Annotated in this window: 25 protein-coding genes, 1 tRNA gene and 1 riboswitch; of the genes, 13 read left to right on the forward strand and 13 right to left on the reverse strand. The window is 70.7% G+C overall.

Going from position 1 to position 26,204, the window contains the following annotated elements:
• The first annotated feature begins 26 nt into the window (after positions 1 to 26).
• Positions 27 to 512 carry a CarD family transcriptional regulator gene (locus tag Q9R13_RS16525; RefSeq protein ID WP_310965110.1) on the forward strand — a complete coding sequence of 162 codons (486 nt, stop codon included), beginning with the start codon at positions 27 to 29 and terminating at the stop codon, positions 510 to 512.
• 120 nt (positions 513 to 632) lie between these two features.
• Positions 633 to 1,175 (forward strand): 2-C-methyl-D-erythritol 4-phosphate cytidylyltransferase, encoded by a 543-nt coding sequence (locus Q9R13_RS16530; protein WP_310962270.1) that lies wholly within the window; start codon positions 633 to 635, stop codon positions 1,173 to 1,175.
• Positions 1,176 to 1,235: 60 nt separating this feature from the next.
• On the opposite strand, the gene Q9R13_RS16535 is transcribed toward Q9R13_RS16530, so the two are convergent.
• The 3 genes from Q9R13_RS16535 to ispF are packed head-to-tail and all read right to left on the reverse strand — an operon-like array spanning position 1,236 to position 3,282.
• Positions 1,236 to 1,898, reverse strand: coding sequence for an IspD/TarI family cytidylyltransferase (locus Q9R13_RS16535; RefSeq protein ID WP_310962271.1), 663 nt, complete (start codon positions 1,896 to 1,898; stop codon positions 1,236 to 1,238).
• Between the two features lie 20 nt (positions 1,899 to 1,918).
• Entirely contained in the window at positions 1,919 to 2,803 is an 885-nt protein-coding gene (locus Q9R13_RS16540) for an alpha/beta fold hydrolase (RefSeq protein WP_310962272.1), read from the reverse strand.
• Positions 2,800 to 3,282, reverse strand: coding sequence for a 2-C-methyl-D-erythritol 2,4-cyclodiphosphate synthase (gene ispF / locus Q9R13_RS16545; RefSeq protein ID WP_310965111.1), 483 nt, complete (start codon positions 3,280 to 3,282; stop codon positions 2,800 to 2,802). The genes Q9R13_RS16540 and ispF overlap by 4 nt, the downstream gene beginning before the upstream one ends.
• Before the next feature lie 36 nt (positions 3,283 to 3,318).
• Between ispF and Q9R13_RS16550 the strand changes: the two genes are divergently transcribed.
• Complete coding sequence (locus Q9R13_RS16550) at positions 3,319 to 4,860, forward strand: molybdopterin-dependent oxidoreductase (RefSeq protein WP_310962273.1); 1,542 nt, start codon at positions 3,319 to 3,321, stop codon at positions 4,858 to 4,860.
• A 197-nt stretch (positions 4,861 to 5,057) separates the two neighbouring features.
• Entirely contained in the window at positions 5,058 to 5,813 is a 756-nt protein-coding gene (locus tag Q9R13_RS16555; protein WP_310962274.1) for an SDR family NAD(P)-dependent oxidoreductase, read from the forward strand.
• 172 nt (positions 5,814 to 5,985) lie between these two features.
• On the opposite strand, the gene Q9R13_RS16560 is transcribed toward Q9R13_RS16555, so the two are convergent.
• Positions 5,986 to 7,260, reverse strand: a complete 1,275-nt coding sequence (locus tag Q9R13_RS16560; protein WP_310962275.1) for a peptidase C39 family protein — start codon at positions 7,258 to 7,260, stop codon at positions 5,986 to 5,988.
• Between the two features lie 90 nt (positions 7,261 to 7,350).
• On the opposite strand from Q9R13_RS16560, the gene cysS reads away from it, so the two are divergent.
• From cysS to Q9R13_RS16575, 3 genes are read left to right on the forward strand one after another with little or no spacing between them, the layout of a single operon-like run.
• Positions 7,351 to 8,769, forward strand: a complete 1,419-nt coding sequence (gene cysS, locus Q9R13_RS16565) for a cysteine--tRNA ligase (RefSeq protein ID WP_310962276.1) — start codon at positions 7,351 to 7,353, stop codon at positions 8,767 to 8,769.
• 1 nt (position 8,770) lies between these two features.
• The gene (rlmB, locus tag Q9R13_RS16570) at positions 8,771 to 9,715 is read left to right on the forward strand and encodes a 23S rRNA (guanosine(2251)-2'-O)-methyltransferase RlmB (RefSeq protein WP_310962277.1); all 945 of its coding nucleotides are present in this window, start codon (positions 8,771 to 8,773) and stop codon (positions 9,713 to 9,715) included.
• Positions 9,712 to 11,247, forward strand: coding sequence for a metallophosphoesterase (locus Q9R13_RS16575; protein WP_310962278.1), 1,536 nt, complete (start codon positions 9,712 to 9,714; stop codon positions 11,245 to 11,247). Before rlmB ends, Q9R13_RS16575 begins: the two co-directional genes overlap by 4 nt.
• On the opposite strand, the gene Q9R13_RS16580 is transcribed toward Q9R13_RS16575, so the two are convergent.
• Complete coding sequence (locus tag Q9R13_RS16580) at positions 11,234 to 12,412, reverse strand: DUF4032 domain-containing protein (protein WP_310962279.1); 1,179 nt, start codon at positions 12,410 to 12,412, stop codon at positions 11,234 to 11,236. The genes Q9R13_RS16575 and Q9R13_RS16580 overlap by 14 nt on opposite strands.
• A 20-nt stretch (positions 12,413 to 12,432) precedes the next feature.
• Complete coding sequence (locus Q9R13_RS16585) at positions 12,433 to 14,169, reverse strand: glycoside hydrolase family 13 protein (RefSeq protein WP_310962280.1); 1,737 nt, start codon at positions 14,167 to 14,169, stop codon at positions 12,433 to 12,435.
• A 44-nt stretch (positions 14,170 to 14,213) separates the two neighbouring features.
• Here Q9R13_RS16585 and Q9R13_RS16590 point away from each other — a divergent pair.
• Together Q9R13_RS16590 and Q9R13_RS16595 are read left to right on the forward strand one after the other, a co-directional pair.
• A tRNA-Thr gene (locus Q9R13_RS16590) sits at positions 14,214 to 14,286 on the forward strand.
• A 38-nt stretch (positions 14,287 to 14,324) separates the two neighbouring features.
• Positions 14,325 to 14,774, forward strand: a complete 450-nt coding sequence (locus Q9R13_RS16595) for a YdeI/OmpD-associated family protein (RefSeq protein WP_310962281.1) — start codon at positions 14,325 to 14,327, stop codon at positions 14,772 to 14,774.
• Positions 14,775 to 14,795: 21 nt separating this feature from the next.
• Here Q9R13_RS16595 and Q9R13_RS16600 read toward each other — a convergent pair whose 3' ends face one another.
• The gene (locus Q9R13_RS16600; protein ID WP_310962282.1) at positions 14,796 to 15,413 is read right to left on the reverse strand and encodes a TetR/AcrR family transcriptional regulator; all 618 of its coding nucleotides are present in this window, start codon (positions 15,411 to 15,413) and stop codon (positions 14,796 to 14,798) included.
• A 55-nt stretch (positions 15,414 to 15,468) separates the two neighbouring features.
• On the opposite strand from Q9R13_RS16600, the gene Q9R13_RS16605 reads away from it, so the two are divergent.
• Positions 15,469 to 16,197, forward strand: a complete 729-nt coding sequence (locus Q9R13_RS16605; RefSeq protein WP_310962283.1) for a hypothetical protein — start codon at positions 15,469 to 15,471, stop codon at positions 16,195 to 16,197.
• Between the two features lie 30 nt (positions 16,198 to 16,227).
• Here Q9R13_RS16605 and Q9R13_RS16610 read toward each other — a convergent pair whose 3' ends face one another.
• From Q9R13_RS16610 to pdxY, 3 genes are all read right to left on the reverse strand, one after another.
• On the reverse strand, positions 16,228 to 16,680 hold the full coding sequence (locus Q9R13_RS16610) for a hypothetical protein (protein WP_310962284.1): 453 nt from the start codon (positions 16,678 to 16,680) through the stop codon (positions 16,228 to 16,230).
• Between the two features lie 78 nt (positions 16,681 to 16,758).
• The gene (locus Q9R13_RS16615; protein WP_310962285.1) at positions 16,759 to 17,439 is read right to left on the reverse strand and encodes a hypothetical protein; all 681 of its coding nucleotides are present in this window, start codon (positions 17,437 to 17,439) and stop codon (positions 16,759 to 16,761) included.
• 72 nt (positions 17,440 to 17,511) lie between these two features.
• The gene (gene pdxY / locus Q9R13_RS16620) at positions 17,512 to 18,399 is read right to left on the reverse strand and encodes a pyridoxal kinase PdxY (protein WP_310962286.1); all 888 of its coding nucleotides are present in this window, start codon (positions 18,397 to 18,399) and stop codon (positions 17,512 to 17,514) included.
• Between the two features lie 108 nt (positions 18,400 to 18,507).
• On the opposite strand from pdxY, the gene Q9R13_RS16625 reads away from it, so the two are divergent.
• Both Q9R13_RS16625 and Q9R13_RS16630 read left to right on the forward strand, forming a co-directional pair.
• Positions 18,508 to 20,136 carry a GMC family oxidoreductase gene (locus Q9R13_RS16625; RefSeq protein WP_310962287.1) on the forward strand — a complete coding sequence of 543 codons (1,629 nt, stop codon included), beginning with the start codon at positions 18,508 to 18,510 and terminating at the stop codon, positions 20,134 to 20,136.
• Between the two features lies 1 nt (position 20,137).
• The gene (locus tag Q9R13_RS16630) at positions 20,138 to 21,715 is read left to right on the forward strand and encodes a succinic semialdehyde dehydrogenase (RefSeq protein WP_310962288.1); all 1,578 of its coding nucleotides are present in this window, start codon (positions 20,138 to 20,140) and stop codon (positions 21,713 to 21,715) included.
• Positions 21,716 to 21,818: 103 nt separating this feature from the next.
• Here Q9R13_RS16630 and Q9R13_RS16635 read toward each other — a convergent pair whose 3' ends face one another.
• Positions 21,819 to 22,592 carry a dioxygenase family protein gene (locus Q9R13_RS16635; RefSeq protein WP_310962289.1) on the reverse strand — a complete coding sequence of 258 codons (774 nt, stop codon included), beginning with the start codon at positions 22,590 to 22,592 and terminating at the stop codon, positions 21,819 to 21,821.
• A gap of 85 nt (positions 22,593 to 22,677) precedes the next feature.
• Here Q9R13_RS16635 and Q9R13_RS16640 point away from each other — a divergent pair, with 85 nt between their 5' ends.
• Complete coding sequence (locus Q9R13_RS16640) at positions 22,678 to 24,258, forward strand: AMP-binding protein (RefSeq protein ID WP_310962290.1); 1,581 nt, start codon at positions 22,678 to 22,680, stop codon at positions 24,256 to 24,258.
• A gap of 87 nt (positions 24,259 to 24,345) precedes the next feature.
• Here Q9R13_RS16640 and Q9R13_RS16645 read toward each other — a convergent pair whose 3' ends face one another.
• The gene (locus Q9R13_RS16645; protein ID WP_310962291.1) at positions 24,346 to 24,624 is read right to left on the reverse strand and encodes a MoaD/ThiS family protein; all 279 of its coding nucleotides are present in this window, start codon (positions 24,622 to 24,624) and stop codon (positions 24,346 to 24,348) included.
• Positions 24,625 to 24,676: 52 nt separating this feature from the next.
• The gene (thrC, locus tag Q9R13_RS16650; protein WP_458295153.1) at positions 24,677 to 25,960 is read right to left on the reverse strand and encodes a threonine synthase; all 1,284 of its coding nucleotides are present in this window, start codon (positions 25,958 to 25,960) and stop codon (positions 24,677 to 24,679) included.
• Between the two features lie 10 nt (positions 25,961 to 25,970).
• Positions 25,971 to 26,115: riboswitch (SAM riboswitch) on the reverse strand.
• Positions 26,116 to 26,204 lie beyond the last annotated feature (89 nt).

The raw sequence follows: 26,204 nt of genomic DNA on the forward strand, positions 1-26,204 counted from the left end.
TGTCACTCGAAAGGGGTTCTGAACACATGACTTTTACCGTCGGCGAAACGGTTGTTTATCCCAATCACGGGGCCGCAGTCATCGAGGACATCGAGATGCGGACCATCAAGGGCGAGGAGAAGCAGTATCTCGTGCTGCGCATCGTGGCCCAACAGGACCTGGTGGTGCGGGTTCCGGCGTGCAACCTCGACCTGGTCGGGGTGCGCGACGTGGTGGACAAGGAAGGGCTCGACCGCGTCTTCGACGTACTGCGTGCGATCGTCCCCGACGAGCCGACCAACTGGTCGCGCCGCTACAAGGCCAACCTCGAGAAGCTGCACTCCGGTGACGTGATGAAGGTGGCCGAGGTCGTCCGCGACCTGTGGCGCCGCGAGCGTGATCGCGGGCTGTCGGCCGGCGAGAAGCGGATGCTGGCCAAGGCCCGTCAGATTCTCGTCTCCGAGCTGGCCCTTGCCGAGCACACCAATGAGGACAAGGCAGAGACTATCCTCGACGAGGTCCTCGCCTCCTGAACGCCCCAGCACGCACTGGGCGGCGTTCTCCTCGCTCGACGTGCTAGCGCACGCCTTCGCTCCTCGGCCTTGCCCAGCACGCACCGGGACGTCCAGGAGCGGTCGGCAGGTGTGGAGACCATGACTGATGCGTGGGGAGTCGTGCCCGTCGAGGGGCGCGGCTCCCTTCCGTTCGCGCTGGTGCACGGCGAGTCGCTGCTGGCGACCGCGGCATTCGCGCTCGAGGCCGCCGGCGCCGAGCTGCTCGACCCGCACGTGCCCTGGATCGACGTCCAGGCGTCGGATCGGCCGTTGGTGCTGCACGACCCGCTCTGCCCGCTGGTGCCGATCGAGGTGATCCGCGAGGCCCTTCATCGTGCCGAGGAGCGGTCGGTCGTCGTGGTCGGTCACCGGCCGGTGACCGACACGGTCAAGGAGTACGACGGCGTCCAGGTCGGCGCGACGGTGGACCGCAGCACGCTGGTCGAGATCACCTCGCCGATCGTGCTTCCCGCGGCCGTGGTGGACGCTCTCGAGGCATCCCCGACCGGCCCCTTCGCCGACATCGTCGAGCGGTTGCGAGGCCGCTGGCCGGTCGACCTCCTCGAGGTGCCGCCGCTGGGCCGACGCGTGCATGGCGAGGACGACCTCGCCGTCCTCGAGGCGCTCAGCCTGCCCCGCTAGCGCCGCCCTCCGGTGCCACGAGTTGACACCGGACCGCGGCACAGCGCGGATCAGCGCCGATCAGCGGCCCAGCAGCCGCTCAGCGAGCGCGACGTCCTCGGGGAAGGTGACCTTGAGATTGCGCGATGTGCTCGGCACCGCCGCGATCCCCAGCGCGGTATAGCGCTCCAGACACGCCGCGGTGTCGGTGCCGGTGAAGCCGTCGGCAGCGGCCTGGCGGTAGGCAGCGAGCAGTGCCGGTGCGCGGAACGCCTGCGGAGTCTGCACGGCGACCAGGTCGGCAGCGACCCGGGCCCCATCGCGGGTCGACAGCGACCCTGCCGGGACGACCGGGATGGCCGCACCGTTGCGGGCCGCGGAGTCCAGCACGTCGCGGAAGAGCGTGGCGGTGGCCAGTGGCCGGGCGGCGTCGTGGATCGCCACCACGTCGATCTCCTCGGTCTCGACGTCGCGGGCGAGCAGCTGCAGCGCCTGCCACTCCGAGTCGTGCCGCGCAGGTCCGCCGTCGACCATCCAGACGTCGTGGGTTCCGAGGTACGGCGAGACGGCCGCGGCCATCTCCTCGCGATCCTCGGCGCGCACCACCAGGACGATCCGATGCACGCCGTCGACCTCGAGCGCGGTGCGCACCGAGTGCGCCACCAGCGCGATCCCGGCCAGCGGCAGCAGGGCCTTGTTCATCCCGGCACCGACCCGGGTGCCGGAGCCGCCGGCGAGGATCACGATGGCTGCTCGTGGGGACGTCACAGGTGCGGGCGGGCCAGATGGATGAGGGTGCCCGAGACGAGCGCGTCGCGCTCCAGCGGCAGCATGTGGCCGGCGTCGGGGGCGACCACCAGTTCTGCCCCGTGGACGTGCTCGACGATCCGGCGGGCGTGCGACGGCGGGGTGAGCAGGTCGTGGGTGCCGACGAGCACCCGGGTCGGGATGTCGGCGTACGCCTTCAGAGCGTCGACCCGGTCGTGCCGCATGCAGTCCTCGTAGAACCCGACGACCGTCGCCCCCGGACAGCTGATCAGTCCTTCGACGGCGAGGGCGGCGTCGGCCAGTCGCATCGGGGTGCCGAAGACGAAGCGGCGCATCACCATCCGTTCCACGATCGGGGCGCGGCGGCGTGCGCCCCGAGACAGCGTGCGGGACCGGAAGGCCAGCATCCGCGGGATCTGCGCGCGCACCGTTCGGCCCATCTCCGGCAGGCCCAGGGTGACCGTGTTCATCTGGCCCGACGAGGTGGAGACGAACGCGGCGCCGGCCACCCGCTCGATCAGGTCGGGACGCTGCTCGGCGAGCGCCATCATCGTCATGCCGCCGATGGAGTGGCCGGCCAGCAGCAGTGCGCCGTCGGGCGCGATCTCGTCGATCAGGTCGCCCATGTCGCGCGCCAGCACCTCGATCGTGCAGCCCGCCCGGTCGACGGCGTCGGACTCGCCGTGGCCGCGGTGGTCCCAGGTGACGATCCGGACCCGGTGGCCGAACTCCTGCAGCAGATCCCGGACCTGGTAGTGCCAGTCGTGCTGGTTCAGCGTCCAGCAGTGCGCCAAGAAGATGGTCAGCGGCGCGTCGGCGGCGCCGTAGACGCTCACCGCGAGGTGCAGCCCGTCGGCGGTGCGGAACTTCCGGGTGGTCATCTGGTCTCCTCACGGACGATGAGTGCGGTCGCGACGGCGGCGAGCCCCTCGCCCCGGCCGGTCAGGCCCAGGCCGTCGGTGGTCGTCGCGGACAGGGCGACGCTGATCCCGTGCCGCTCGGCGAGCAGCTGCTCGGCCTCGGTCCGCCGCGACCCGATCCGGGGGCGGTTGCCGATCAGCTGGACGGCGACGTTGCCGACCGACCAGCCAGCGTCGCGGACCCGGCGCAGGGTCTCGGCGAGCAGGTCGTTGCTCGCGGCCCCGGCCCACTGCGGCTCCGCCGTACCGAAGTTGCTGCCGAGGTCGCCGAGCGACGCAGCGGAGAGCAGCGCGTCGCAGATCGCGTGCAGGACGACGTCGCCGTCGGAGTGCCCGGCCAGGCCCCGGTCCTCGTCGGGCCAGGCCAGGCCCGCCACGAAAAGGGGTACGCCGGCCTCGAGTCGGTGCACGTCGGTGCCGATGCCGATCCGCAGGTCCACGAGGGCGATCATGCCGTACTGGGCAGGCTTGGGGCGATGCGCGAGGATGATGGCGTGGGCGTTGCCGCAGGGGTCCAGCGTCGCTGGTTCGCGCTGGCCGGCGTCGTGGCCGGTGCTTCCGGCGTCGCGCTGAGCGTGGCCGTCGCGTGGGCACTGCACGCGGAGACCAACCCCGTGCTCGCGGTGGCGGCGGAGGTTCGCGACCTCACGCCCGGCCCGATCGCAGAGCGGCTGATCAACGTGGTCGGGCACGCCGACAAGCCGCTGCTGACCGCAGGCACAGTCGTCGTGCTGCTGGCGCTGTGCGCCGGCATCGGGCTGCTCGCCCGGGTCAACGAGATCGGGGCCGACCTGGCCTTCCTGGCGCTCGGCGCGATCGGCCTGCTCGCGGTCCGGTCCCAGCCGCACGCCGACGGGGCCGCCACCGTCAGCGTGGTGGTCGGCCTCGTCGGGTGGGTGGTGGTCCTGCGCCTGCTCGACGGGAGACTCGCGCCGGTCGTCCCGGTGGCCTCGCCGGACCTCTCCCGACGCACCTTCTTGGCCATGTCCGGCGGCGTCGTGCTGGTGTCCGGGCTGGCCCTGTGGGCCGGGCGGATCGCGGGACGGGGACGCCGAGCCGCCGAGGAGGCGCGCCGGCTGATCCGACTGCCCTTCGGGATCGGCAAGGAGCCGGCCGGCGCCGATCTCGGCGTACCGCACGTGTTGCCCTGGCGTACGCCGAACCAGCAGTTCTACCTGATCAACACCGCGCTCAGCGCGCCCTCGATCACCCCCTCGGAGTGGTCGCTGCGGATCCACGGAATGATCGACCGCGAGTTGACCCTGACCTACGAGGACCTGGCAGCGCGGCGGCTGAGCGGCGCCTGGGTCACCCTGTGCTGCGTCTCCAACACCGTCGGCGGACCGCTGATCGGCAACGCCTACTGGAGCGGAGTGCCCATCCGGGACCTGCTCGCGGAGGTCGGCGTTCACCCCGGGGCCGATGCGGTCAAGCAGACGTCGTACGACGGCTGGACCTGCGGCACGCCCCTGTCCGCGCTCACCGACGGCCGCAACGCCCTGCTGGCGATGGGGATGAACGGTCAGCCGTTGCCGATCGAGCACGGGTTCCCGGTGCGGATGGTGGTGCCCGGGCTCTACGGCTACGTCTCGGCGACCAAGTGGCTGGTCGACCTCGAGGTGACCCGGTTCGACCGGTTCCGTGCGTACTGGACCGAGCGCGGCTGGTCGGCCCGCGGGCCGGTGAAGACCGAGTCGCGGATCGACTACCCCGGCGACGGCTGGGCGGTCGACAAGGGGACGCTCGCCGTCGGCGGCTCGGCGTGGGCCCAGCACACCGGCATCGCCAAGGTGGAGGTGCAGCTCGACGGCGGCCCCTGGCGGACGGCCCGGCTCGGTTCGGTACCCGACAAGGACACCTGGGTGCAGTGGACCCTCGATGTCGACGCCCCCGCCGGGACCCACGAGCTCCGCGTCCGCGCCACCGATCGCACCGGCTACACCCAGACCCCCGTCGAGCGCGACGTCGTCCCCAACGGCGCGACCGGCTGGCACACCGTGCGATTCAAGGCATCCTGAGGCCCGCCGAGGCGGCGCGGGTTTGCTGTTTTGCGGCGTCGAGGCGGCGCGGGTTTGCAGTTGTGCGGCGTCGAGGCGGCGCGGGTTTGCAGTTGTGCGGCGTCGAGGCGGCGCGAATTTGCAGCTGTACGGCGTCGAGGCGGCGCGAGTTTGCACCCGCCGTGGGGCGGCGCGCGTCGCCTCACTAGGGTTCCGGCATGGGAGACGATTTCGTGGACCGGGACGGGGCGGCGTTAGTCGTCGGAGGCACCGGCGGCATCGGACGAGCCGTCGCGCGGATGCTCGCCGAGCGCGGCAGTGACGTCGTGATCACCTATCGGGAGAACGCCGTCGGAGCCGCCCGCGTGGTCGATGAGGCCAGTGCCTGCGGGGTGCGCGCACGGTCGGTCCGGCTCGACCTGACCACCGATGACGCCAGCGCGATCGGTTCGCTGGGCCCGCTGCACACCCTGGTGTACGCCGCCGGCCCGCACGTCCCGATGCGCCACCTGAGCACGGTTTCACCCACCGACATGAGCACACAGCTGACCGAGGACGCGGGCGCGTTTTTCGCCGTCGTACGGGCCGCGCTGCCGGCGTTGCGGGCCAGCCAGGGCGCGATCATCGCGGTCACCACGGCCGCCACGACGCGGTTCCCGGTCCGCGACGGCCTCTCCTCTGCGCCGAAGGCGGCGGTCGAGGCGATGGTGCGTGCGCTGGCCGTCGAGGAGGGGCGGTACGGCGTACGCGCCAACTGCGTCGGCCCCGGCATGCTCACCGACGGGATGGCCGAGAGGCTGATCTCCTCGGGTGAGCTGGACGACCATGCGCTGGAGGTGGCGCGCGGCAACATCCCGCTGCGTCGGTTCGGGGTGGCCGCCGATGTCGCCGAGGCGGTCTGCTTCCTCGCCTCGGACCGAGCCGGGTTCATCAGCGGTCAGAAGGTCGACGTCGACGGCGGATGGGGCGCCTGACATCGCATACGGCTGCAAACCTGAGCCGCCTCGGCGCCGTACGGCTGCAAACTGCGCCGCCTCGGCGCCGTACGGCCGCAAACCTGCGCCGCCTCGGCGCCGTACGGCTGCAAACCTGCGCCGCCTCGGCGCCGTACGGCTGCAAACCTGCGCCGCCTCGACGACACCGGGGTCAGGTCAGGCCCACACCCGTGGGGAAGGGGTGGGACTTGTCGCGGATGGCGTAGGCCAGGCCGTGGGACGTGCGCAGCCAGGCGGCCTCGAACTGGGCGCGGTCATAGGTACGCCGCACCGTCGCGTCGGTCGGGGCGGCGGGGTCGTTGACCACGACGTCGCCGGACCGGGTGAAGCCGACGATCACCACCAGGTGCCCGGGCGTCGAAGAGATCGGCGCACCGGAGAGCTGACCCCGAGAGAACGAGATCGAGACCTCCAGCGGGATGCCCGCGGCGATGAACCGCTCGGCACCGCGCAGGTTCGACAGCCGGGTCACCACCGCCTGCTGCACTCGGGTGGCGGCGTACGCGGTGTTGAACGGCCAGTTGCCGGTGCCGTCATACCTCGCGTCGAAGACCCGCCGCGCCACCTCGTCGACGAACCGGTCACGGTAGCTCTTGTTCACCCAGCCGTAGTGCCGCGGCAGCGCGTCGTAGTAGCCGAGCACCATCGCCAGCGAGGTCGGCGAGCACCACGCCTCGCCGCCGCCGCCGTACTGCGGGTACTCGCCCTCATGGATCATCTGCGAGTACGCCGGCACCGGCAGCGTGCGGGCACCCAGCAGCGGCTCGGAGACCTGCGGCACCCGGCCGGGCAGCGTCGACACGGCATGCACCGATCCGACGGTCGGGGTCACGGTCGAGCCCTGCTTACGCAGTAGCTGCACCTGGAGCTGATAGGAGTCGAACCGGATACCGGGGTCGGCCAGCAGCGTGTCCACCGATACCGACGACATCCCGTCGCGCTGGGACCCCTTGCTGGTGCGGGTGATCGTGTCCCACCCGGACGCCCACCGGCCGAGGTTCTGCCAGCTGGTGTGGTCTCCGCCAGCGGTCCGCGCTCGCGCACGGACGATGAGGAAGGTGCCCTTCGGCGTGCTCGCGTTCCACGACGGGTTCAGCTCGCTGAACGTCGCCACCGACAGCCAGGGGGAGGTCCACCACGACTGCTCATAGGTGCGCCCGTGCTCGTGGTGAAGTCGCCTCGGTGTGCTGATCCGCAGCGATCCGCCCACCGGCTCGACGCCGCGCAGGGTGCCGCGTCGCCACTGCTTGCCGTGCGTGATGATCCGCAGGTCGTTGCGGGTGACCGGGGCGGCGGATCGGGTGGAGACCGCGAGCTCGGCACGAGGAGCAGGGGACGTCGGGTGCTGCGTGAGCGCGAGCACGCCCAACGGCGCACCCAGCGCCAGCGCGCAGGCGCACACCAGCAGGACCGGGAAGCGGAGCATCACCCGATGCTAACCCCACCAGCCCCTTGCGCCTCAGCATTCACATCGGTGGCGGCGGGAGCGTGCCCCCGCGACCCCTAGGATTGGCGGGTGACCCTTCGACTCCACGACACCGCCTCCCAGACGGTCCGCGACTTCGTGCCCCTGCAGGAGGGCAAGGTCGGGATCTACGTCTGCGGGCTCACCGTGCAGTCCGAGCCGCACGTGGGCCATGTCCGGTCGGCGGTGAACTTCGACGTGCTGCGGCGCTGGCTGCAGGTGCGTGGGTACGACGTCACCTTCATCCGCAACATCACCGACATCGACGACAAGATCCTGGTGAAGTCCGAGCAGCGCGGCGTGCCGTGGTACGCCCACGCCTACGAGATGAAGCGGCACCTCGACCTCGCCTACCACCAGCTCAACGTGCTGCCGCCGACCTACGAGCCGGCCGCGACCGGCCACGTGCCGGAGATGCAGCAGCTGATCGCCGGCCTGGTCGAGGCCGGCCACGCCTACGAGGCCGGCGACGGCTCGGGCGACGTGTACTTCGATGTGCGCTCCTGGCCGTCGTACGGCGAGCTGACCCACCAGTCCATCGACGACATGGAGGCGGCCGAGGACGCCGACCCTCGCGGCAAGCGCGACCCGCGCGACTTCGCGCTCTGGAAGGGCCACAAGGACTCCGAGCCCGCGACCGCGAGCTGGCCCGCCCCCTGGGGCGCCGGCCGGCCGGGCTGGCACATCGAGTGCTCGGCGATGGCCGGCAAGTACCTCGGCCCGGCCTTCGACATCCACGGTGGCGGCGTCGACCTGCGCTTCCCCCACCACGAGAACGAGCTGGCCCAGTCCCGCGCGGCCGGCCGGCCGTTCGCGTCGTACTGGCTGCACAACGCCTGGATCACCACCTCCGGGGAGAAGATGAGCAAGTCGCTCGGCAACTCCCTGCTGGTGCCCGAGGTGCTGACCCGGGTCCGCGGCGTCGAGCTGCGCTTCTACATGGTCAGTGCGCACTACCGCTCGCACGTGGAGTTCTCCTACGAGGCGCTCGAGGAGGCGGCGGTGGCCTACCGCCGCATCGAGGGCTTCCTCGACCGGGCGGCGGCCGTGCTGGGCGAGATCCCCGCCGACGGGATCGCGTGCGCGGACTTCGTCGAGGCGATGGACGACGACCTCGGTACGCCGGCAGCGGTCGCGGCCCTCTTCGAGGTGATGCGAGAGGGCAACAAGCTCCTCTCCGGCGACGACACCGACGCACTGCGCGGCAGCGCGGCCTCGGTCCGGGCGATGCTCGACGTGCTCGGCCTCGACCCGGCCGACCCGGCCTGGGACCAGCGCGGGAGCGACGATCGGCTGACCCACGCCGTCGACGTCCTGGTGGCCGGCCTGCTCGAGCAGCGGTCGCAGGCACGCGAGGCCAAGGACTGGGCCATGGCCGACGCGATCCGCGACCGGATCAAGGAAGCCGGCATCGAGGTCGAGGACACCGCCGACGGCCCACGGTGGACGATCGAGGGGGGAGGCATCTGACATGGCAGGCAACAGCAGTCGCCGCGGCGCGATCAAGAAGTCCGGCAAGGGCAACCCGACCGCCGGGTCCGGCGGCCGGGTTCGGCGCGGGCTCGAGGGCAAGGGCCCGACGCCCAAGGCGGCCGAGCGGCCGAACCACAAGGCCTACAAACAGAAGCTGAAGACCGAGCGCAGCCAGGCGTCCCGTCCGAAGCGGCGCACCGGCGGCGACTCGGAGTGGGTGGCCGGACGCAACAGCGTGGTCGAGACGCTGCGGGCCGACATGCCGGTGACCGCCGTCTACGTCGCCGAGGGCGCCGAGCGTGACGGACGGCTCCGTGAGGTGTTCGCGACCGCAGCCGACCGGGGCATCTCGCTGCTGGAGGTGCCGCGCAACGAGCTCGATCGACTGACCGGCGGTGCGGTGCACCAGGGCCTGGCGGCCCGGGTCCCGCCCTACGAGTACGCCCATCCCGACGACCTGCTGACCCGTGCCGAGGAGGCCGGCGAGAAGCCGCTGATCGTGGCGCTGGACTCGGTCACCGACCCGCGCAACCTCGGGGCGGTGGTCCGCAGCGCGGCCGGCTTCGGCGCGCACGGTGTCCTCATCCCGGAGCGCCGGGCCGCCGGGATGACCGCGAGCGCGTGGAAGACCAGCGCCGGAGCCGCGGCCCGACTGCCGGTGGCGCAGGCGGTGAACCTCACCCGGCAGCTCAAGGCCTACCAGGACGCCGGCTGCATGGTGATCGGGCTGGCCGCCGACGGCGACGTCGCCCTGCCCGACCTCGACCTGGCCGACGGACCGCTGGTGCTCGTCGTCGGCTCGGAGGGCAAGGGCCTGTCGCGCCTGGTCGCGGAGACCTGCGATCAGCTGGTCTCGATCCCGATGGTCAGCTCGCTGGAGTCCCTCAACGCGGGCGTCGCGGCCAGCGTCGCCCTCTACGCGGTGGCCCAAGCGCGGTCGTGACGACGCCGCCGTGGCGCCGGGTCCTCGTCTCGCTGGCGGCGTGGGCCGTGGTCGCCGTCCCGATGTGGGTGGTGCTGTTCACCCACACCAGTGCCCCGATGGTGGTGGCCGGGCACGACGTGCGGGTCACCCCGACCTTCCACGGGTACGCGCAGCTGCGGACCGGCCCGATCCTGCCCGACGTCCGGATCCCCACCGGCGGACACCTGGGCGTCGCGGTCGACGTCGGCAAGACCACCGCCACCTCGACGTCCCAGCTGATCGCCCGGTACGCCGTGATCGCGTCCAAGCCCGGCCCGGAGGTGCGCCGGGTCCGTGCCGAGGTGGGTCACCTCGCCATCGACGCCGCCGTCCGTGCCGCGGTCCTCGGCCTGCTGCCGATCGGGCTGTGGCTGCTGATCGGCGAGAGTCGACGACGGCAGCTGCGCGGCACGCCGCGACGTCGTACGGCGGGAACCGTCGCGGTCGTCGTCGTACTCGCTGTGGTGCTGGCCGAGCCGTGGCACCGCGGACCGGAGCGGATCCAGCCGACCGAGTGGATCTCGCTGTCCGACGCGGTGCCCGAGCTCGCGATCCCGCCCGAGCTCGACACCATCGAGATCCAGGGCGGGCTGATCACCCGGGAGACCCGGCGGCTGGTGGCCAGTGCGTTCAAGACCTACGCGGTGTCGAAGAACTTCTACGAGGCGGTCCGACAACAGGTGCCCACGGTGGCGTCGCGGTTCCACGTCGCGGCGCCGGAGCAGACCGTGGGCTTGCTGGTCAGCGACCGGCACGACAACATCGGGATGGACCCGGTCGCGGAGGCGATCGCGCATGCGGCCGGCGCCCAGGTGGTGATCGACGCCGGTGACGACACGTCCACCGGCAGCTCCTGGGAGGCGTTCAGCCTCGACTCGCTGTCCGATGCCTTCGCGCACTTCCCGGTGCGGCTGGCGATCTCGGGCAACCACGACAACGGCACGTTCGTGTCGAGCTATCTGATCAAGATGGGCTGGACCCACCTCGAGGGCAAGCCGCTGATGCCGTTCTCCGGGGTGCGGATCCTCGGGGTGGACGACCCGCGCTCGAGCGGGCTGGGCGCGTGGCTCGACGAGACCGGGCTGAGCTGGGACCAGGTCAAGCAGCGGCTCGCCGACGAGGTCTGTCGCCTCGACAGCGCAGGCGAGCGGGTGGCCACCGTCGTGGTGCACTCCGCGAGCATGGCGCTGCCTGCGCTGGAGCGCGGCTGCACCGACCTCGTCGTCGGCGGCCACCTGCACCGCCAGGTCGGACCCGAGCGGATCGTCGGCGAGAACGGCAAGGTCGGCTACAGCTACACCAACGGCACCACCGGTGGCGCGGCGTACGCGTTCGCGATGGGCAGCAAGCTGCGCCGCAACGCCGAGGTCACGCTGATCACCTGGCAGGACGGCCGCCCGGTCGGGCTGCAGCCCGTGGTGGTGAACACCGCGGGCCGGATCGAGGTGCACCGCTACATCCAGCTCGACCTGAGCCCGGCGCGCCGCGGGCACGAGGTCACGGCTCGGTAGCCAGCCTGGTCTCGGGCCGCTGGGCCAGCTGGGTGGCGATGTAGTCCTCGGCGACCTCGAAGATGTCGATCTCGTGACCCGCGCGCTCGGACAGCAGCCAGCGGTGCTCGAGGATCTCGTGGAACACCTCCGCCGGCTCGAGTCGCCCGCGCAGCTCCGCCGGGATCATCCGGGCGATCCGCTGGTAGACCTCGGTGCGCCATCGCTCCGCCGCAGTCGCCCGGTCGGCGATGCCGTGGAACGCGCTGAACGCGGAGAGGTCGTTGAGCAGCCTGCGGGCCTGATTGTTCTCCACCTCGAGGCCGGTCAGCTCCTCGAGCTCCCGGGCGTAGTGGCCCGCCTCGACCACCCGCGGCTGGATCCGCACGGTGCTGCCCTCTGCGTCGGTGGTCATGTCCAGCTCCTCGACGTCGAAGCCGAGGTCGTTGAGCCGGCTGATCCGCTGCTCCAGGTGCCACATCTCGTCCGTGGAGAACTGCTCGGGGGCGAACAGCTCCTCCCACAGCGAGTCGTAGCGGGTCCGGATCTGCTCGATCACGGCGTGCGGGTCGACGTCGCCGAGCAGGCCGGCCGCATGGAGGTCGAGCAGCTCGGCGAAGACGTTCTCGCAGCCGACGGTGACGTCGTACTCCCGCATCCGGGGGGAGACGTCGGGGTGGAACTCGCCGGTCTCCGCGTCGACCAGGTACGCCGCGAACTCGCCGGCGGACCGGCGGAACAACACGTTGGACAGCGACACGTCTCCCCAGTAGAAGCCGGCCAAGTGCAGCCGAACCAGCAGCACCACCAGGGCGTCGATCACCAGCGGGAGACCGGCCGCGGGCAGCCCGTTGATGAACAGCGCACGGTAGGGCAGGGCGTAGGCGAGGTGCCGGGTGACGAGCGCCGCGTCCGGGTCGGTCGCGCGTCCGGAGACCACCGCCTGGGGGGCGACGGTGGGCAGCCCGCGCTGGACGAGCTGACGGAGCAGGCCGTACTCCCGCTCGGCCATCTCGCGTTGGGTCTCCTTGACGGCGTAGAACGTCCCATCGACCTGGAGCACCCGGACGACGTGCCGGGACAGGCCGCGGGGGAGCGGTACGACGTGCTCGGTCCACTCCTCGAGGGGCTGGTCCCACGGGAGGCTGAACAGCGCCGGGTCCGGCCGGCTCGCGACGATCCGCATCGGCTCTCAGGCTAGACGGTTCAGAGCGGCCACAGGTGCGCGGCGGGCTCGTCGTACGCGGGGATGTCGGGCAGCGGGTCGGGCAGCGCGACCGCTGGGCTGCCGCCCCGGGAGACCGCGACCAGCACGTCGCCGTCGGGGTGCTCGCGCAAGAACACCACGAGATCCGCGGCGAGGTGGACCCAGCGCAGGCTGCCTCGACGCAGCGCCGGATGGGTACGTCGCAGCTCGGCGTACCGCCGGTAGACCGCCTGGGTCTCCTCGGGCAGGGGACGGCTCCAGTCGATCGTGCGCCGGGAGTCCTCGCCATCGACACCCTCGAGGCCCAGCTCGTCGCCGGCGAACACCATGGGTACGCCGGGCAGGGTGAACTGGAGCGCGATCGCGACGTGGTGCAGCGCCGGGCCGCCGGTGATCGTCCGGATCCGTGCGGTGTCGTGGGAGCCGAGGATGTTCCAGCTCTGCTGCACCGCCCGCCAGCCGAACCGGGCCAGGAACGACCGCAGGCTGGTCATCGCCCGCTCGCCTGAGCGCCGCGGCACCCCGACGGGCAGCCCGAAGCTGGGCACGTTGCCGTCTGGCCGGCGGACGAACTCCCAGACGGGGAAGGAGAAGCCATAGTAGTTCATCGTGCCGTGCCAGCCGTCGCCGTCCAGATCGCCGCTGGCGTCGTGGCCGTGCTCGCCGACGATGCTGACATCGGCGTGCACCTCGGTGCCCGCTCGACGGATCTCACGGGCCACGTCGTGGGCGACGTCGACGGCGACGTGCCGGCCGGTCATGTTGGCGACGTCGATCCGCCAGCCGTCCAGCCCGAACCGCAGCCAGTGCTGCACGACCGAACGGAGCCGGCGGCCCAGCTCGGCGTCGAGGTGGTCGAGCTTGGGGAGCGTCTCGACGCCCTTCCAGCCCTCGTGGCTGCCATCGGGACCGAAGTAGTAGAAGGCCCGCTCGGTGCTGGCCACGTCGGTGCTCGCCCGGACGAACCACTCGTGGGTGTCGCCGGTGTGGTTGCTGGTCAGGTCGCCCATCACCCGCAGCCCGCGAGCATGGCAGGCGTCCACCAGCCGGCGGTAGGCCTCGTCGCCACCGAGCAGCGGGTCGACCGAGTCGAACGTGCTCGCGTTGTAGCGGTGGTTGCTCTCCGCGGGGAAGACCGGGGTCAGATAGACGGTGTCCGCGCCGAGCGACTGCACGTGGTCGAGGTGCTCGACGATCCCGTCGAGGTCGCCGCCGTACAGCTGGAGGGGCGTGTCCGGGCCCTCATGGATCGGCGGGTCGGCCCAGTCGGCCGGCTTCGCCCAGGCCGGCGTCGGCCGGTCGTCGGCCGCGCTCGAGCGCGCGAACCGGTCGGGGAAGATCTGGTAGACCACGGCATCGCGGGCCCAGTCCGGCGCTGCGTCGTACGTCGAGATGACGAAGTCCTCGGCGTCGGGGACGTCGTGGTCGTGCACGCCCGACTGGTTGAGCCAGGTGTAGCCGTCGCCGCCGACCACCATGAACCGGTAGTGCTGGACGGGGTTGCGCACGTGCACCCGCCCCCGCCACCAGACCGTGGCGTCGTCCCGGCTCTCGACCTCCATCGCGGCATAGAACGGCTCGGCGTCCTCGACCGTGCGCACCCACACCGCGTCCACCGTCCGCTGCGCGCTGGTGCGCACCCGCACCCCCACCTCGCTGCCCAGGGCCGGTGTCTCGTCATCGAGGTAGAGCGGGGATCCGTCATGGTGTGGCTCGTCCAGCAGGTGCGAGGTCATGGCGGACAGTCTCGTACGATGGCGCCCGCGGATCACGTCCGCATGCCGGTGTAGCTCAGTTGGTAGAGCGCCTCACTTGTAATGAGGATGTCGCGGGTTCGACTCCTGTCACCGGCTCTGCTGCGGGTGCGCTGTCCTTCGCGGATACTGGGCCGATGGACGTACAGACCTTTCGCACCGTCCTCGAACCCATGGGCGGGAACAACGTGGCGATCGTCGTGCCCGACGATGTCGTGGCCGCGTTCGGGCGCGGCAAGCGGGTCCCGGTGACGGTCACCGTCGACGACGACCACACCTATCCGAACACGATCACCTCGATGGGCGGACGCTTCCTGATCTCGTTCAACGCCGCTACCCGCGCGGCGACCGGACGCGGTGCCGGCGACGAGATCGAGGTGCGTCTCGTGGCCGACGATGCACCGCGGGTCGTCGATCCGCCTCCGGAGCTGGCGGCCGCGCTGCGCCGGGATGCCGCCGCAGCAGCGGCGTGGGAGGCGCTGAGCTACAGCCGGAAGAAGGAGCACGCCCGTGCCGTCGAGTCGGCCAAGACCGACGCCACCCGTGAGCGCCGGCTGGCCAAGGTCCTGGACTCGCTGCGCGGATAGGACCCCCGCTCCGTGGCCGCGTCAGCGCAGCAGCAGTGCGGTGAGCGTCTCGACCAGCCAGTCCTCGACCTGGTCGTAGCTCCAGCCGTGCTCGAGCACGAGCTGATCGATCGTCGCCGACGACGCCATGACGGTCATGATCGCGCCAGCACGCTCCGGATCCACCCCCTCGCGGAGCGCCCCCATCTCGGCCAAGCGCGCGGCGATCGCGTACTCGCCCTCCCGGTGGTAGCCATCCCCCGCCGCGACGACCTGGACGAGGTCCGGCTCGCTGTGCGCGGCTGAGCGGACCGCCCGCATGATGTCGCCGCACCGCTGGTTCAGCTCGCGGACCAGGTGCATGTTGCGACGCAGCAGCTCCGGGGCGGTCGTTGCCCGGCGCTGGAGGCGGTCGTTCTCGTAGACCCCGCCCTCGGCGTTGATGAACTCGACGAGACTGCGCGCCAGCTCAGCCTTGGTGCCGACGCTCGCGTACACCGTCGGCACCGAGACCCCCGCTGCGCTGGCGATGTCGCCGACCCCGGTCGCGCCGTACCCCGCCTCGGCGAACAGCCGGCGCGCCGCGGCGAGGATCCGCCTGCGGGTCTCCTCGGCCTGTTGTCGCCGGTGCTCGGAGCGATAGGGCCTTGACGTCGACATTCAGACAAACCTACCTTTATTCATCAGAATCTGACTAAAGCGAAATGGAGGAGCGATGACGAGCAACGTGGAGCACGCCGGTCCCTTGGCAGGGGCTTCCCCGGCACGAGCGTGGCAGGTGGCCGGGTGGTCCGTCACCCCCCGCGCGGTCGAGGCGCTGCGGGTCGGCTTTCCCGGGGCGGCAGTCGCCGGCGTCTGTCTGGTCGTGGCACCGCTGCTGGCGGTCGTCGGCAGCGCGCTGGGGATCGACATCTACCACGCCAAGGGGGCTGCGTTCGTCGCCGGCATGGTGGCTCATCCCGACCGGATGAACCTCGCCATCCAGCTGGCGCTGGCCGCGATGGTCCTGATGGTGTTCGCGGTGGCCGGGCTGGCGACGATGATCTCGGCCTCCCGACCGGGCTGGGGGCGTACGGCGGGCGTGGTCACCGTGGTCGGGCTCTGCGGGCCGATCTCGTTCGAGTCCACCTACTGGGGAGCGTGGCACCTCCTCGGCAGTGGGGCGCAGCGTGCCGCCGCAGCCCACATGATCGACCAGTCGCAGATCATCCCGCGCACGATCATGAACGTGAGCGGGCCGGCGCTGGTGGTGGGCTTCCTCCTGCTCGCGATCGGCGCGGCCAGGGCGGGCGTGCTGCGCAGGCCGCAGGCCGTGTTCCTGGGGCTGACCTGCGTGGTGCCCGCGGGATTCATCTCCGGCCACCTGGTCATCGCCGTGATCGCCTTCGCTGCCTGCGCGGTCGCCACGGTCCCGCTCGGCGTCGGGTTGCTGCGCCGGACCTGACCGTCACCCGAGGCCGGCTAGGGCGACCGCTCACCGGGCGGGCTCGGGCGGGGAGGGGCGGGGACGGAGCGCGACGTACGCGACGAGGGCGGCGATCAGCTCGCCCGCCAGCGCCGGGAAGCCGAGCGGCTCGGTCCAGTTGCCGATGTCGTCACCGATCTGGGGCAGCCCGACGGTCCGGGAGAGGACGAACGCGATCAGCGCCAGCGACGCCGTGAGCCCGGCGGTCAGCCAGACCGCGGGGGTGTCGGCGACGACGAGGAGCACGGCGAGGACCACGCTGACCACCGTCAGGGCGATGAACAGCCAGCCGACGTACGGCGCCTCCTCGAGGTGCTCGCGGATCAGTGGGACGTGGGTGCCGGCGGTGACCACGAGGGCGAGTACGCCGAGCCAGCGGTCCTCGCTGTGCATGGGCTTGAGGAGGAATCGGCGCAGGGCGTCCTGGTGCGAGTCCTGGGGCTGCTGCTGCTGGGTAGTCATGTCTGTCCGTCCCTTCGTGACGGTGGAAGCGGTGGGTGGCCCGCCCGACCACGAAGCCGGACCACCCACCGCGGAGGGTCACTTCACTGCGAAGAACAGGAAGAGGTTGGTGGGGATCGCCGCGGTGGTGCGGCCGGCCTTGATCTCCCTCTTGAGGAAGGCGGCCGAACGGTGCCGGGTGATCTTGTTGTACTCGGCCTTGTTGGTCACGCCGACCACCTTGACGTCCCACCACTCACGGTTGCCGTGGGCTCGGGTGGTGATGAAGTGCTGGTGGCCGGGGGTGGCGGCGTTCTTGAGCGCGTCGGTGAGCTGCGCCACGGTCAGGTCCGGGTAGAGCGGCTTGAGCGCCGGCTCGAGCCGGGTCAGGTCGATCGTGCCCGGGTGGTCCACGCAGACCAGGTTGGTGGGGCAGTCCATCTTCCTCGCCGGGAGGTTGAACCCGAGCGGCACGGTGACGAAGAGCGTGTCGAAGTCCTTCGACGGTGCCTTCTTGGCCTTCGCGCCCGCCTCGCAGCCGCTGGAGGCGAAGGACGTGACCCGCTTGTCGCAGAAGAAGCCCAAGCTGTAGGTGAACCTGACCTGGTGGCCCTTGAAGAAGGCCTGGGTCATGCCGTACTCGTTGATGCCGTGCCCCATGCGCATCGCGTTGCTGGGCGGTGGCGAGGTGGCTGCGACCGCGATGCCCGCGCCCGCTGCGAACAGCAGTGCGACGGCCGCGGCGACGAATCGCTTGCGGCCCTGACCGATGAACCTCATGGTGTGCTCCTTCTGCGTCGGCCGGACGGCCGCTCCGCAGGGAGATTCGTGGCGGAGGTCACACCGGATTGGTCAGCGGACCCGCTGGGCGGTGAACTGGCCGCGCGGGTGCGCGAGGAACTCCTGGGCCTGGACGAGCTGGAGCTCGCGGAGCCCGGACTCATGGGTGACCCGGAGGAGGTCGAAGACGCTGGAGGCCGTGCGCTCCAGTGCGTCCTTGAGTCGGGACCCGCCCGGCTCCGGGTCGGTGCTCGCGGCCCGGACCGTGCCGAGCAGGTGGGCGGTGAACAAGGCAGCGGTGACGTCACCGGATCCGTTGGCCTTCAGCGGCAGCCGCGGGGTCTGGAGCAGCCAGCCCTCCTCGCCGTCGACGGCGAGCATCTCCAGGGTGTCCGCGGGGGCGTCGGGCCGCAGCACGGACGTGACCAGCACCGTAGCGGGGCCCATCCCGCGGGCCAGGTCAACCGCAGCCAGGGTCTCCTCGAGCGTCTGCGGCGAGGTATCGGTGAGGTAGCCGAGCTCGAACTGGTTCGGGGTGATCAGGTCGGCGGCCGGCACCACGCGGTCACGCAGCAGCACCGGGATGTCGGGGTGCACGAAGCAGCCGCTGGCCGCGTTGCCCATCACCGGGTCGCAGGCGTAGATCGCGTTCGGGTTGGCCGCCTTGACCCGGGCCACCGCATCGAGGATCACGTCGCCGATGTCGGCGCCGCCCTGGTAGCCCGACAGCACCGCGTCGGTGGTCGCGAAGGCGCCGCGCTCCTCCACGCCGAGGAGTACGGCGCGCACGTCCTCGGCGGCCAGCACCGGACCACGCCACTCGCCGTACCCGGTGTGGTTGGAGAAGTTCACCGTGTGCACCGGCCACACCTCGACCCCGAGGCGCTGCAGCGGGAAGACCGCTGCGCTGTTGCCGACGTGACCGTAGGCGACCGAGGACTGGATCGAGAGCACCTGCATGCCGCCGATCCTCGCATCGCGATCGCCTTCCGGGAGAAACTAGAACTTGTTACAGTCTCTCGTACCGGGAGTATGACCGGGCCGGACAGCGGACGATTGAGAGCAGCCATGGGCAAGCAGCAGCACCTGGTGAACGAGGCCGAGTACGTCGTGGTGGGGGCGGGGAGCGCCGGCTGTGCCGTCGCAGGTCGGCTCGCAGAGGCAGGGCGGAGCGTGATCCTGGTCGAGGCCGGAGGACCGGACACCTCGATCATGTTCCGTCGGCCCGGGATGATCACCATGATCCACAGCGAGCCGAAGTTGAAGAAGAAGTTCGACTGGGGCTTCTACAACGCCCCGCAGGTCAACGTGCTGAACCGGAGGATCCCGGCCACCCGCGGGCGGGTCATGGGCGGCTCGGGCTCGGTCAACGGGATGATCTTCGTGCGCGGCAACCGGGCCAACTTCGACGCCTGGGAGGCCGAGGGCAACAAGGGCTGGGGCTACGAGGACGTGCTGAGGTCCTACAAGCGCCTCGAGGACTGGGCCGGCGCGCCCAGCGAGTACCGCGGCAAGGGCGGCCCGGTCAAGGTGCTGGAGAACCCGCACATCTGCGACGCCGCCAGGACGTTCATCGAGGCCGGCGCCAGCGCCCTGTCGCTGCCGGTCAACCCCGACTACAACGGCGCCGACCAGGTCGGCATGCACGTGATCCAGGAGAACACCGCCGCCGGTACCCGCTACTCGTCCTCCCGCGGCTACCTCACCGGCCGTAGCCTGCCGACGCTGTCGATCCAGACCGGCGGCACCGTGACCAAGGTGCACGTCGAGCACGGTCGGGCCACCGGCGTCGAGATCCAGGGCGCCGACGGGACCCGTCGTACGGTGCGAGCCAGCAAGGAGGTCGTCCTCTCCGCCGGCGCCTTCGGCTCCCCGCAGCTGCTGATGCTGTCGGGCATCGGTCCGGCCGATCACCTGTCCGAGCTGGGCATCCCGGTGCTCGCCGACCTCCCGGTGGGTGACAACCTGCACGACCACATGTTCATGCCGATGACCTACGTGGTCGACAACTCTCCGCACCGCAGCACCCCGTTCCACTTCGGCCGCGGCATCGTGGAGGACCGGCTTCGGCCCGGGGTGACGTTCATGGCGCACTCGGTGTTCGAGGCCGGTGGGTTCACCAGCACGTCGTACGCCGAGGGCGGTGCGCCCGACCTGCAGCTGTTCGCGATCCCGTGGTCCTACCCGCCGTTCCAGGACGAGCCGAAGCGGCTCAGCCCCGACAAGCGGCCGTCGCTGTCGGTGTTCTCCACACTGGTGCAGCCGCGCTCGCGCGGGACCCTCCGGCTGTCCAGCAGCGATCCGTTCGCCCCGCCGCTGATCGACCCGAACTTCCTCGCCGAGCCCGACGACCTCCGGGTGATCCTGGAGGGCATCGACATGATCCGCACGATCATGGCCGATCCGGCGATCGCCTCCCACGTGCGCGAGGAGTCCGAGCCGGGCGCGTCGTACACCGGGGACCGGTTGAGGGACGAGGTGCTCCGGCGCGCGACGACCGTCTACCACCCGGTGGGCTCGTGCCGGATGGGCGTCGACGAGCGTGCCGTGGTGGATCCCGAGCTGAAGGTCCGTGGCGTCGAGGGTCTCCGGGTCGCGGACGCGGCGATCATGCCCTCGATCATCACCGGGAACACGAACGCGCCGTCGATGATGATCGGCGACAAGGCGTCCGACCTGATCCTGCAGGGAGCCTGAGATGACCACCTCTACCGAGTCCTCGACCCTGGTCCGTCCCGCGTCGCTGACTCCCGAGCTGCTCGGCCGGCTGTGCGGGATGGTGGTCTCGGACGGCGCCACGACGTACTCCCACGTGGAGGTGTACACCGGCCAGCCGATCATCGATCTGCCGCAGTCCTCGCCGGAGGACGTCACCGCGGCGTACGTCACCGCGCGGGCGGCGCAACGGGCCTGGGCCGCGCGGCCGCTGAGGAGTCGGCTCGCGGTGATGCGCCGCTTCCACGAGCTGCTGCTGGCCAACTGGGAGACCGTGGTCGACCTGATGCAGGTCGAGACCGGGAAGGCCCGGCGGATGTCGTTCGAGGAGGTGTGCGACGTCGCGATGACGACGAGCCACTACCTCAAGGCCGCCCCCCGGATCCTCAAGGAGCGCAAGCACGGCGGGGTCATCCCGGTGGTGTCCCGGTCGACCGAGGTGCACGTCCCCAAGGGCGTCATCGCTCTGATCTCACCGTGGAACTTCCCCTTCGCGATCAGCCTCTCGGACTCGATGCCGGCGCTGATCGCGGGGAACGGCGTGGTGCTCAAGCCCGACAACAAGTCCGCGCTGTGCGTGACCTACGGCGTCAGCCTGCTGCGCGAGGCCGGCCTGCCGGAGGGGCTGGTGCAGATCGTGCTCGGCGAGGGGCCGGACATCGGGCCGGCGCTGGTGGACGGCGCCGACTTCGTGATGTTCACCGGCTCGACCGCGACCGGCCGGGTGATCGGCGCGCGGGCGGGGCAGAACCTGATCGACTGCACGCTGGAGCTCGGCGGCAAGAACCCGTTGATCGTCCTCGACGACGCCGACCTCGACGAGGCCGTGCCGGGGGCGATGTTCGGGACCTTCCTCAACGCCGGCCAGGCCTGCATGCACATCGAGCGGATCTACGTGCCGGCCGACCTGGAGGCGGAGTTCACCCGCCGGTTCGTGGCGGCGGTCGACCAGCTGCGCGTGGGTGCGACGTACGACTATGGGCCGCAGATGGGCGGACTCATCTCACCGGCCGCGCTGGAGCGGGTCAGCGCCCATGTGCAGGACGCCGTCGACAAGGGGGCGACCGTGCTCACCGGTGGCCGGGCCCGACCCGACATCGGCCCGACGTTCTACGAGCCGACGGTGCTGACCGGGGTCACCAAGGAGATGGTGCACGGCACCCAGGAGACCTTCGGGCCGGTCGTGTCGATCTACACCTACTCCTCGATCGACGAGGCGGTGGCGCTGGCCAACGACACGGACTACGGCCTGAACGCGAGCATCTGGGGCAAGGACCTAAAGCGGGCTGAGGCGGTCGGCCGACGGATCGAGTCCGGAGGGATCAACGTCAACGACGGCCTGGCCTGCTCCTATGCGAGCAAGCGGACCCCGTCGGGCGGCTTCAAGAACTCCGGGGTCGGCGCCCGGCACGGCGACTACGGCATGCTGAAGTACACCGACCTGCAGAATGTCGCGGTGCTGAAGAAGCAGGTGCTCACCTCGCCCGACGAGGGCTTCGAGGAGAACATCGTCAAGACCCTGAAGGGCCTGGCGATCATGCGCAAACTCGGCATCCGCTGAGGGCCGGATGACTTTCCCAGGTTAGGAACCCAAGAGTCGCCTTCACACAGGAGAGTTCGTGTGGGAAGGCGACTCTTGGGTTCTGAACCTGGGAAAAGTCGACTCAGGCGACCTGGAGCGACCGCTTCGAGAGGCCCAGCCAGAAGCCGTCGATGACCTGGTCACCGGGCTGCTCGGGGTCGGTGGCGGCGCCGAGGGTCACGAACAACGGTGTGTAGTGCTCGACGGTGGGGTGTGCGTAGGGCATCCCGGGGGCCTTGCTGCGGTACGACGCCAGCTCGTCCACGTCGCCCCGGGCCATCGCGTCGGCGGCCCACGCGTCGAAGTCGGCCGACCAGCCGGGCACCGCGGCGTCGAGCGACCAGTCGGTGAGGAACGGCAGCCCGTGGGTCAGAAACCCCGAGCCGATCACCAGAACGCCCTCGTCGCGGAGCTCGCGCAGCCGGGCGCCGAGCTGGATCAGCTGACCGGGGTCCTGGGTGGGCAGGGACATCTGCAGCACCGGGACGTCGCCCTCGGGATACATGATCTTCAGTGGCACCCACGCTCCGTGGTCGAGTCCGCGGGTGGGGTGCTGGTGGACCGGCTCGCCGTCGGGCATCATCGCCGCCACCCTGGTCGCGAGCGCGCTGGCATCGGGGGTCCGGTAGGTCATCCGGTAGTACTTCTGGTCGAAGCCGCCGAAGTCGTAGACCAGCGGCGCCCCGGACGCGCTGAGCGTGACCGGTGCGGACTCCCAATGTGCGCTGACGATCAGGATCCCCTTCGGTCGCGGCAGCGTGGTCGCCAGCTCGCGCAGCTCGCCCGACCAGACGGGGTCGTCGAGCAGCGGCGGCGCGCCGTGGCCGAGGTAGAGGGCAGGCATGCGGTCGGTCATGTCCCTAGTGTAGTTCAAGATTCAATTACAGCAAAGGGCGGACCGAGTCATTGCTGGAACGTGTTCTACACGGGAGGCTGTCCGAGTGACTGATGCTGCCCGCCCCCTGAACCTGGCCGATGTCCTCGAGGCGATGGCCGACGCCGTACCGGACCGCGTCGCGATCGCGATGATCGACCGCGACCTGAGCTTCGCTGAGATCGACGATCGGGCGACGAGGCTGGCCAACGTGCTGCTCGGCCGCGGCATCCGGCCCGGCGACCACGTCGCTGTCCACTCCGCGAACCGGATCGAATGGGTGGATGCGTTCTACGGCTGCCTGAAGGCGCGCGCCGTGCCGATCAACATCAACTACAAGTACCTGCACGAGGAGCTCGCCTACCTCTACGACAACGCCGACTGCGTGGCCGCGATCGTGGCGCCCGAGCACCTGGAGGCGGTGCGTGGTCTGGATCTGCCCCAGCTGCGCGACGTGATCGTGCTCGGCGAGGAGTACGACGCCGCACTGGCCGCCGCCCCGAGCGAGCGGCCGGTGACCGGGAGGAGCGGCGACGACCGCTACCTGATCTACACGGGCGGCACCACGGGCGCGCCCAAGGGTGTGGAGTGGCGCAACGAGGACATCATCCGGGCGGCGCTCAACGCAGGCCGGTACGGCGCCCCCATCGAGTCCGTCGAACAACTCGCCGCCGAGGCCGCGGCCAACGAGAACCCGATGGTGCTGCTGGCCTGTGGCCCGATGATGCACGGCGGCAGCCAGTGGATCATGGGCAACGGGCACGTCGCCGGGTTCTCGGTCGCGCTCTACACCCAGCCGCACTTCGACGCCGTCTCGGTGCTCGACCTGGTCCAGAGGGCGGGAGTGGCGTCGTTGACCTTCCTGGGCGACGCGATGGGGCGCCCGGTCGCCGAGGCGGTCCTCGCCGAGCCGCAGCGGTGGGACCTGTCCTCCCTGGTGGCGGTGTCCAACGGCGCCGCGCCACTGTCGGAAGGGGTCCGCGCGGAGATCCGTCGGGCGCTGCCCGGACGGTTCATCCTCGACTCCTACGGCGCCTCGGAGTCGGGGGCCGCCGGATCGCAGATGGACGACGGCGAGGAGGGCCCGGCCGGTGCGCCCCGCTTCGGTGTCGGCGTCGACGTCGAGGTCTTCGACACCGAGATGAAACCCTGCCCGCCCGGCGTGGACGGCATGCTGGCCCGCTCCGGACCGATCCCGCTCGGCTACTACAAGGACCCGGAGAAGACGACGGCCACGTTCCGCGAGGTCGACGGCGTGCGTTGGGTGATCCCGGGTGACTTCGCCCGCCGCGAGCCGGACGGCACGGTGACGGTGCTCGGGCGCGGCTCGGTCTGCATCAACACCGGCGGGGAGAAGGTGCACCCCGAGGAGGTCGAGGCCGTGCTGCTCCGTCACGGCGAGGTCTTCGACGCTGTCGTGGTCGGCACACCGAACGAGCGCTGGGGTCAGCAGGTCACCGCGCTGGTGCAGCGACGCGAGGGCTCCACCGCCACGGCCACCGAGCTGCAGGCGCACTGCCGCTCGCTGATCGCCAACTACAAGGTGCCGAAGGTGGTGCTGTTCGTCGACGCCGTACCGAGGACGCCGGTCAGCAAGGTCGACTACCCGGCCAGTACGGCGCTTGCCCGGGAACTGCTGGAGGGCTGAGTCGGACGGCCATCACACAGCAAAGTCACTGTTCACACACCGACTCTCGTGTGTGAACAGTGACTTTGGGTTCTTCACCTGGGAAAGTCAGCAGCCGCCGGCCACCGCGGGGATGATCGAGATCTGCGCGCCGTCGGCGGTGGGGGTGGACAGGCCGTCGAGGAACCGGACGTCGTCGTTGCCGACGTAGACGTTGACGAAGCGGCGGATCTCGCCGGCGTCGTCGAGGACCCGGGCGCGGATGCCGGGGTGGTTGGCCTCGAGGTCGTCGAGGACCTCGGTGAGCGTCGAGCCCGCCGCGGTCACCTCGGAGGACCCTCCGGTGTAGGTGCGCAGGATGGTCGGGATGCGGACGGAGATGGCCATGTCGGGCTCCTTCGGGTCGGGGCGGGTCGGGCGGGTTCGGGCGTCAATCGTTTCAGGCGATGCCGGTGGCGCGGAAGGCGTCGTACGTCGGCGCGATGGTGGCGGCTGCCCCCACCTGGTCGGCGACGGCGTCCAGCGTCTTCAGGCCCATGCCGGTGTTGATGACCACGGTCTCGAGTGTGGGGTCGAGCTGGCCGGTCTCGACGAGCTTCTTCAGGCAGGCGACGGTGGTGCCGCCGGCGGTCTCGGTGAAGATCCCTTCGTTGCGGGCCAGCAGCAGGATCCCAGCGCGCACCTCGTCGTCGGTGACGTCCTCGACGGCGCCCCCGGTCTGCCGACAGATGTCGAGCACGTAGATGCCGTCCGCAGGGTTGCCGATGGCCAGGCTCTTCGCGATCGTGTCCGGCTTGACCGGGCGGATCGCGTCGACGCCTGCCTTGTACGCGGTGGAGACAGGGGAGCAGCCGGTCGCCTGGGCGCCGTACACCTTGTAGGGCTTGTCCTCGACGAGGCCGAGCTTGATCAGCTCGCCGAAGGCCTTGTGCACCTTGGTGAGCTGGGACCCGGAGGCGACCGGGATGACGACCTGGTCGGGGAGCCGCCAGCCGAGCTGCTCGGCGATCTCGTAGCCCAGCGTCTTGGAGCCCTCGGCGTAGTAGGGCCGGACGTTGACGTTCACGAACGCCCAGCCCTCCTCCTCGCCGGCGATCTCGGACGCGAGCCTGTTGACGTCGTCGTAGTTGCCGTCGACGGCGACCAGCGAGTCGGTGTAGACCGCCGAGTTGACCTGCTTCGGCTTCTCGAGGTTGGAGGGGATGAACACCACGGTCTTGATCCCCGCCCGGGCGCCGGCGGCCGCCACCGCGTTGGCGAGGTTGCCCGTGCTCGGACACGCGAACACCCGCGAGCCGAACTCGCGGGCGGCACTCAGCGCACACGCGACGACGCGGTCCTTGAAGGAGTTCGTCGGATTGGTCGAGTCGTCCTTGACCCACAGCGTGTCGATGCCGAGCTCGCGGCCGAGGTTGTCGGCGCGGAGCAGTCGGGTGAACCCGGGCTCGGTGTTGGGGGACGACTCGATGTCGGACGGCACCGGCAGCAGCGCCTTGTAGCGCCAGATGTTGCGGGGCCCGGCGGCGATCTGCTCGCGGGTGACGGCGGGGAAGTCGTAGCTGACCTCCAGCGGGCCGAAGCACTCCGGGCACGCGTAGTGCGGGCCGAGCGGTGCTGTGGCGCCGCACTCGCGGCAGGACAGCGCGGTGGCGTTGCCGAAGGCGCCCTCGCGGATGCCGTGCTGGGTCGCCGTCTCGACGGTCGTCTCGGTGATGGTGCTCAAGGAGGCCTCCTTCTCATCTTCCTCGCGCCGACTTTCGGCGCGAGACGGACTTGGCACCAGTCCCACGAAACCGGTTCGGTCGAAACCGAGTCGGAGGCTCGTAGCGGTTGCCGGGGCTTCAGCGGGCCGTATCCCTCTGCCCCTCTCGATGAGCAGTCACCAGCCTAGGCATTCGTCTCAGAATGTGCACATCGGGTCCGGCATCCGAGACCGTTGGGTCCGCCGAGTGGGCGTACGGCGGCGG

It is taken from the genome of Nocardioides marmorisolisilvae, assembly GCF_031656915.1.
Taxonomy (GTDB): Bacteria; Actinomycetota; Actinomycetes; order Propionibacteriales; family Nocardioidaceae; genus Marmoricola; species Marmoricola terrisoli.

What these genes read in the sequence shown, in the direction of transcription:
- Q9R13_RS16525 (WP_310965110.1), top strand. Translation starts at nt 27, where the DNA reads ATGACTTTTACCGTCGGCGAAACGGTTGTTTATCCCAATCACGGGGCC.
- Q9R13_RS16530 (WP_310962270.1), top strand. Translation starts at nt 633, where the DNA reads ATGACTGATGCGTGGGGAGTCGTGCCCGTCGAGGGGCGCGGCTCCCTT.
- Q9R13_RS16540 (WP_310962272.1), bottom strand. Translation starts at nt 2,803, where the DNA reads ATGACCACCCGGAAGTTCCGCACCGCCGACGGGCTGCACCTCGCGGTG.
- Q9R13_RS16550 (WP_310962273.1), top strand. Translation starts at nt 3,319, where the DNA reads ATGCGCGAGGATGATGGCGTGGGCGTTGCCGCAGGGGTCCAGCGTCGC.
- Q9R13_RS16555 (WP_310962274.1), top strand. Translation starts at nt 5,058, where the DNA reads ATGGGAGACGATTTCGTGGACCGGGACGGGGCGGCGTTAGTCGTCGGA.
- Q9R13_RS16560 (WP_310962275.1), bottom strand. Translation starts at nt 7,260, where the DNA reads ATGCTCCGCTTCCCGGTCCTGCTGGTGTGCGCCTGCGCGCTGGCGCTG.
- rlmB (WP_310962277.1), top strand. Translation starts at nt 8,771, where the DNA reads ATGGCAGGCAACAGCAGTCGCCGCGGCGCGATCAAGAAGTCCGGCAAG.
- Q9R13_RS16580 (WP_310962279.1), bottom strand. Translation starts at nt 12,412, where the DNA reads ATGCGGATCGTCGCGAGCCGGCCGGACCCGGCGCTGTTCAGCCTCCCG.
- Q9R13_RS16585 (WP_310962280.1), bottom strand. Translation starts at nt 14,169, where the DNA reads ATGACCTCGCACCTGCTGGACGAGCCACACCATGACGGATCCCCGCTC.
- Q9R13_RS16595 (WP_310962281.1), top strand. Translation starts at nt 14,325, where the DNA reads ATGGACGTACAGACCTTTCGCACCGTCCTCGAACCCATGGGCGGGAAC.
- Q9R13_RS16600 (WP_310962282.1), bottom strand. Translation starts at nt 15,413, where the DNA reads ATGTCGACGTCAAGGCCCTATCGCTCCGAGCACCGGCGACAACAGGCC.
- Q9R13_RS16605 (WP_310962283.1), top strand. Translation starts at nt 15,469, where the DNA reads ATGACGAGCAACGTGGAGCACGCCGGTCCCTTGGCAGGGGCTTCCCCG.
- Q9R13_RS16610 (WP_310962284.1), bottom strand. Translation starts at nt 16,680, where the DNA reads ATGACTACCCAGCAGCAGCAGCCCCAGGACTCGCACCAGGACGCCCTG.
- Q9R13_RS16615 (WP_310962285.1), bottom strand. Translation starts at nt 17,439, where the DNA reads ATGAGGTTCATCGGTCAGGGCCGCAAGCGATTCGTCGCCGCGGCCGTC.
- pdxY (WP_310962286.1), bottom strand. Translation starts at nt 18,399, where the DNA reads ATGCAGGTGCTCTCGATCCAGTCCTCGGTCGCCTACGGTCACGTCGGC.
- Q9R13_RS16625 (WP_310962287.1), top strand. Translation starts at nt 18,508, where the DNA reads ATGGGCAAGCAGCAGCACCTGGTGAACGAGGCCGAGTACGTCGTGGTG.
- Q9R13_RS16630 (WP_310962288.1), top strand. Translation starts at nt 20,138, where the DNA reads ATGACCACCTCTACCGAGTCCTCGACCCTGGTCCGTCCCGCGTCGCTG.
- Q9R13_RS16635 (WP_310962289.1), bottom strand. Translation starts at nt 22,592, where the DNA reads ATGACCGACCGCATGCCTGCCCTCTACCTCGGCCACGGCGCGCCGCCG.
- Q9R13_RS16645 (WP_310962291.1), bottom strand. Translation starts at nt 24,624, where the DNA reads ATGGCCATCTCCGTCCGCATCCCGACCATCCTGCGCACCTACACCGGA.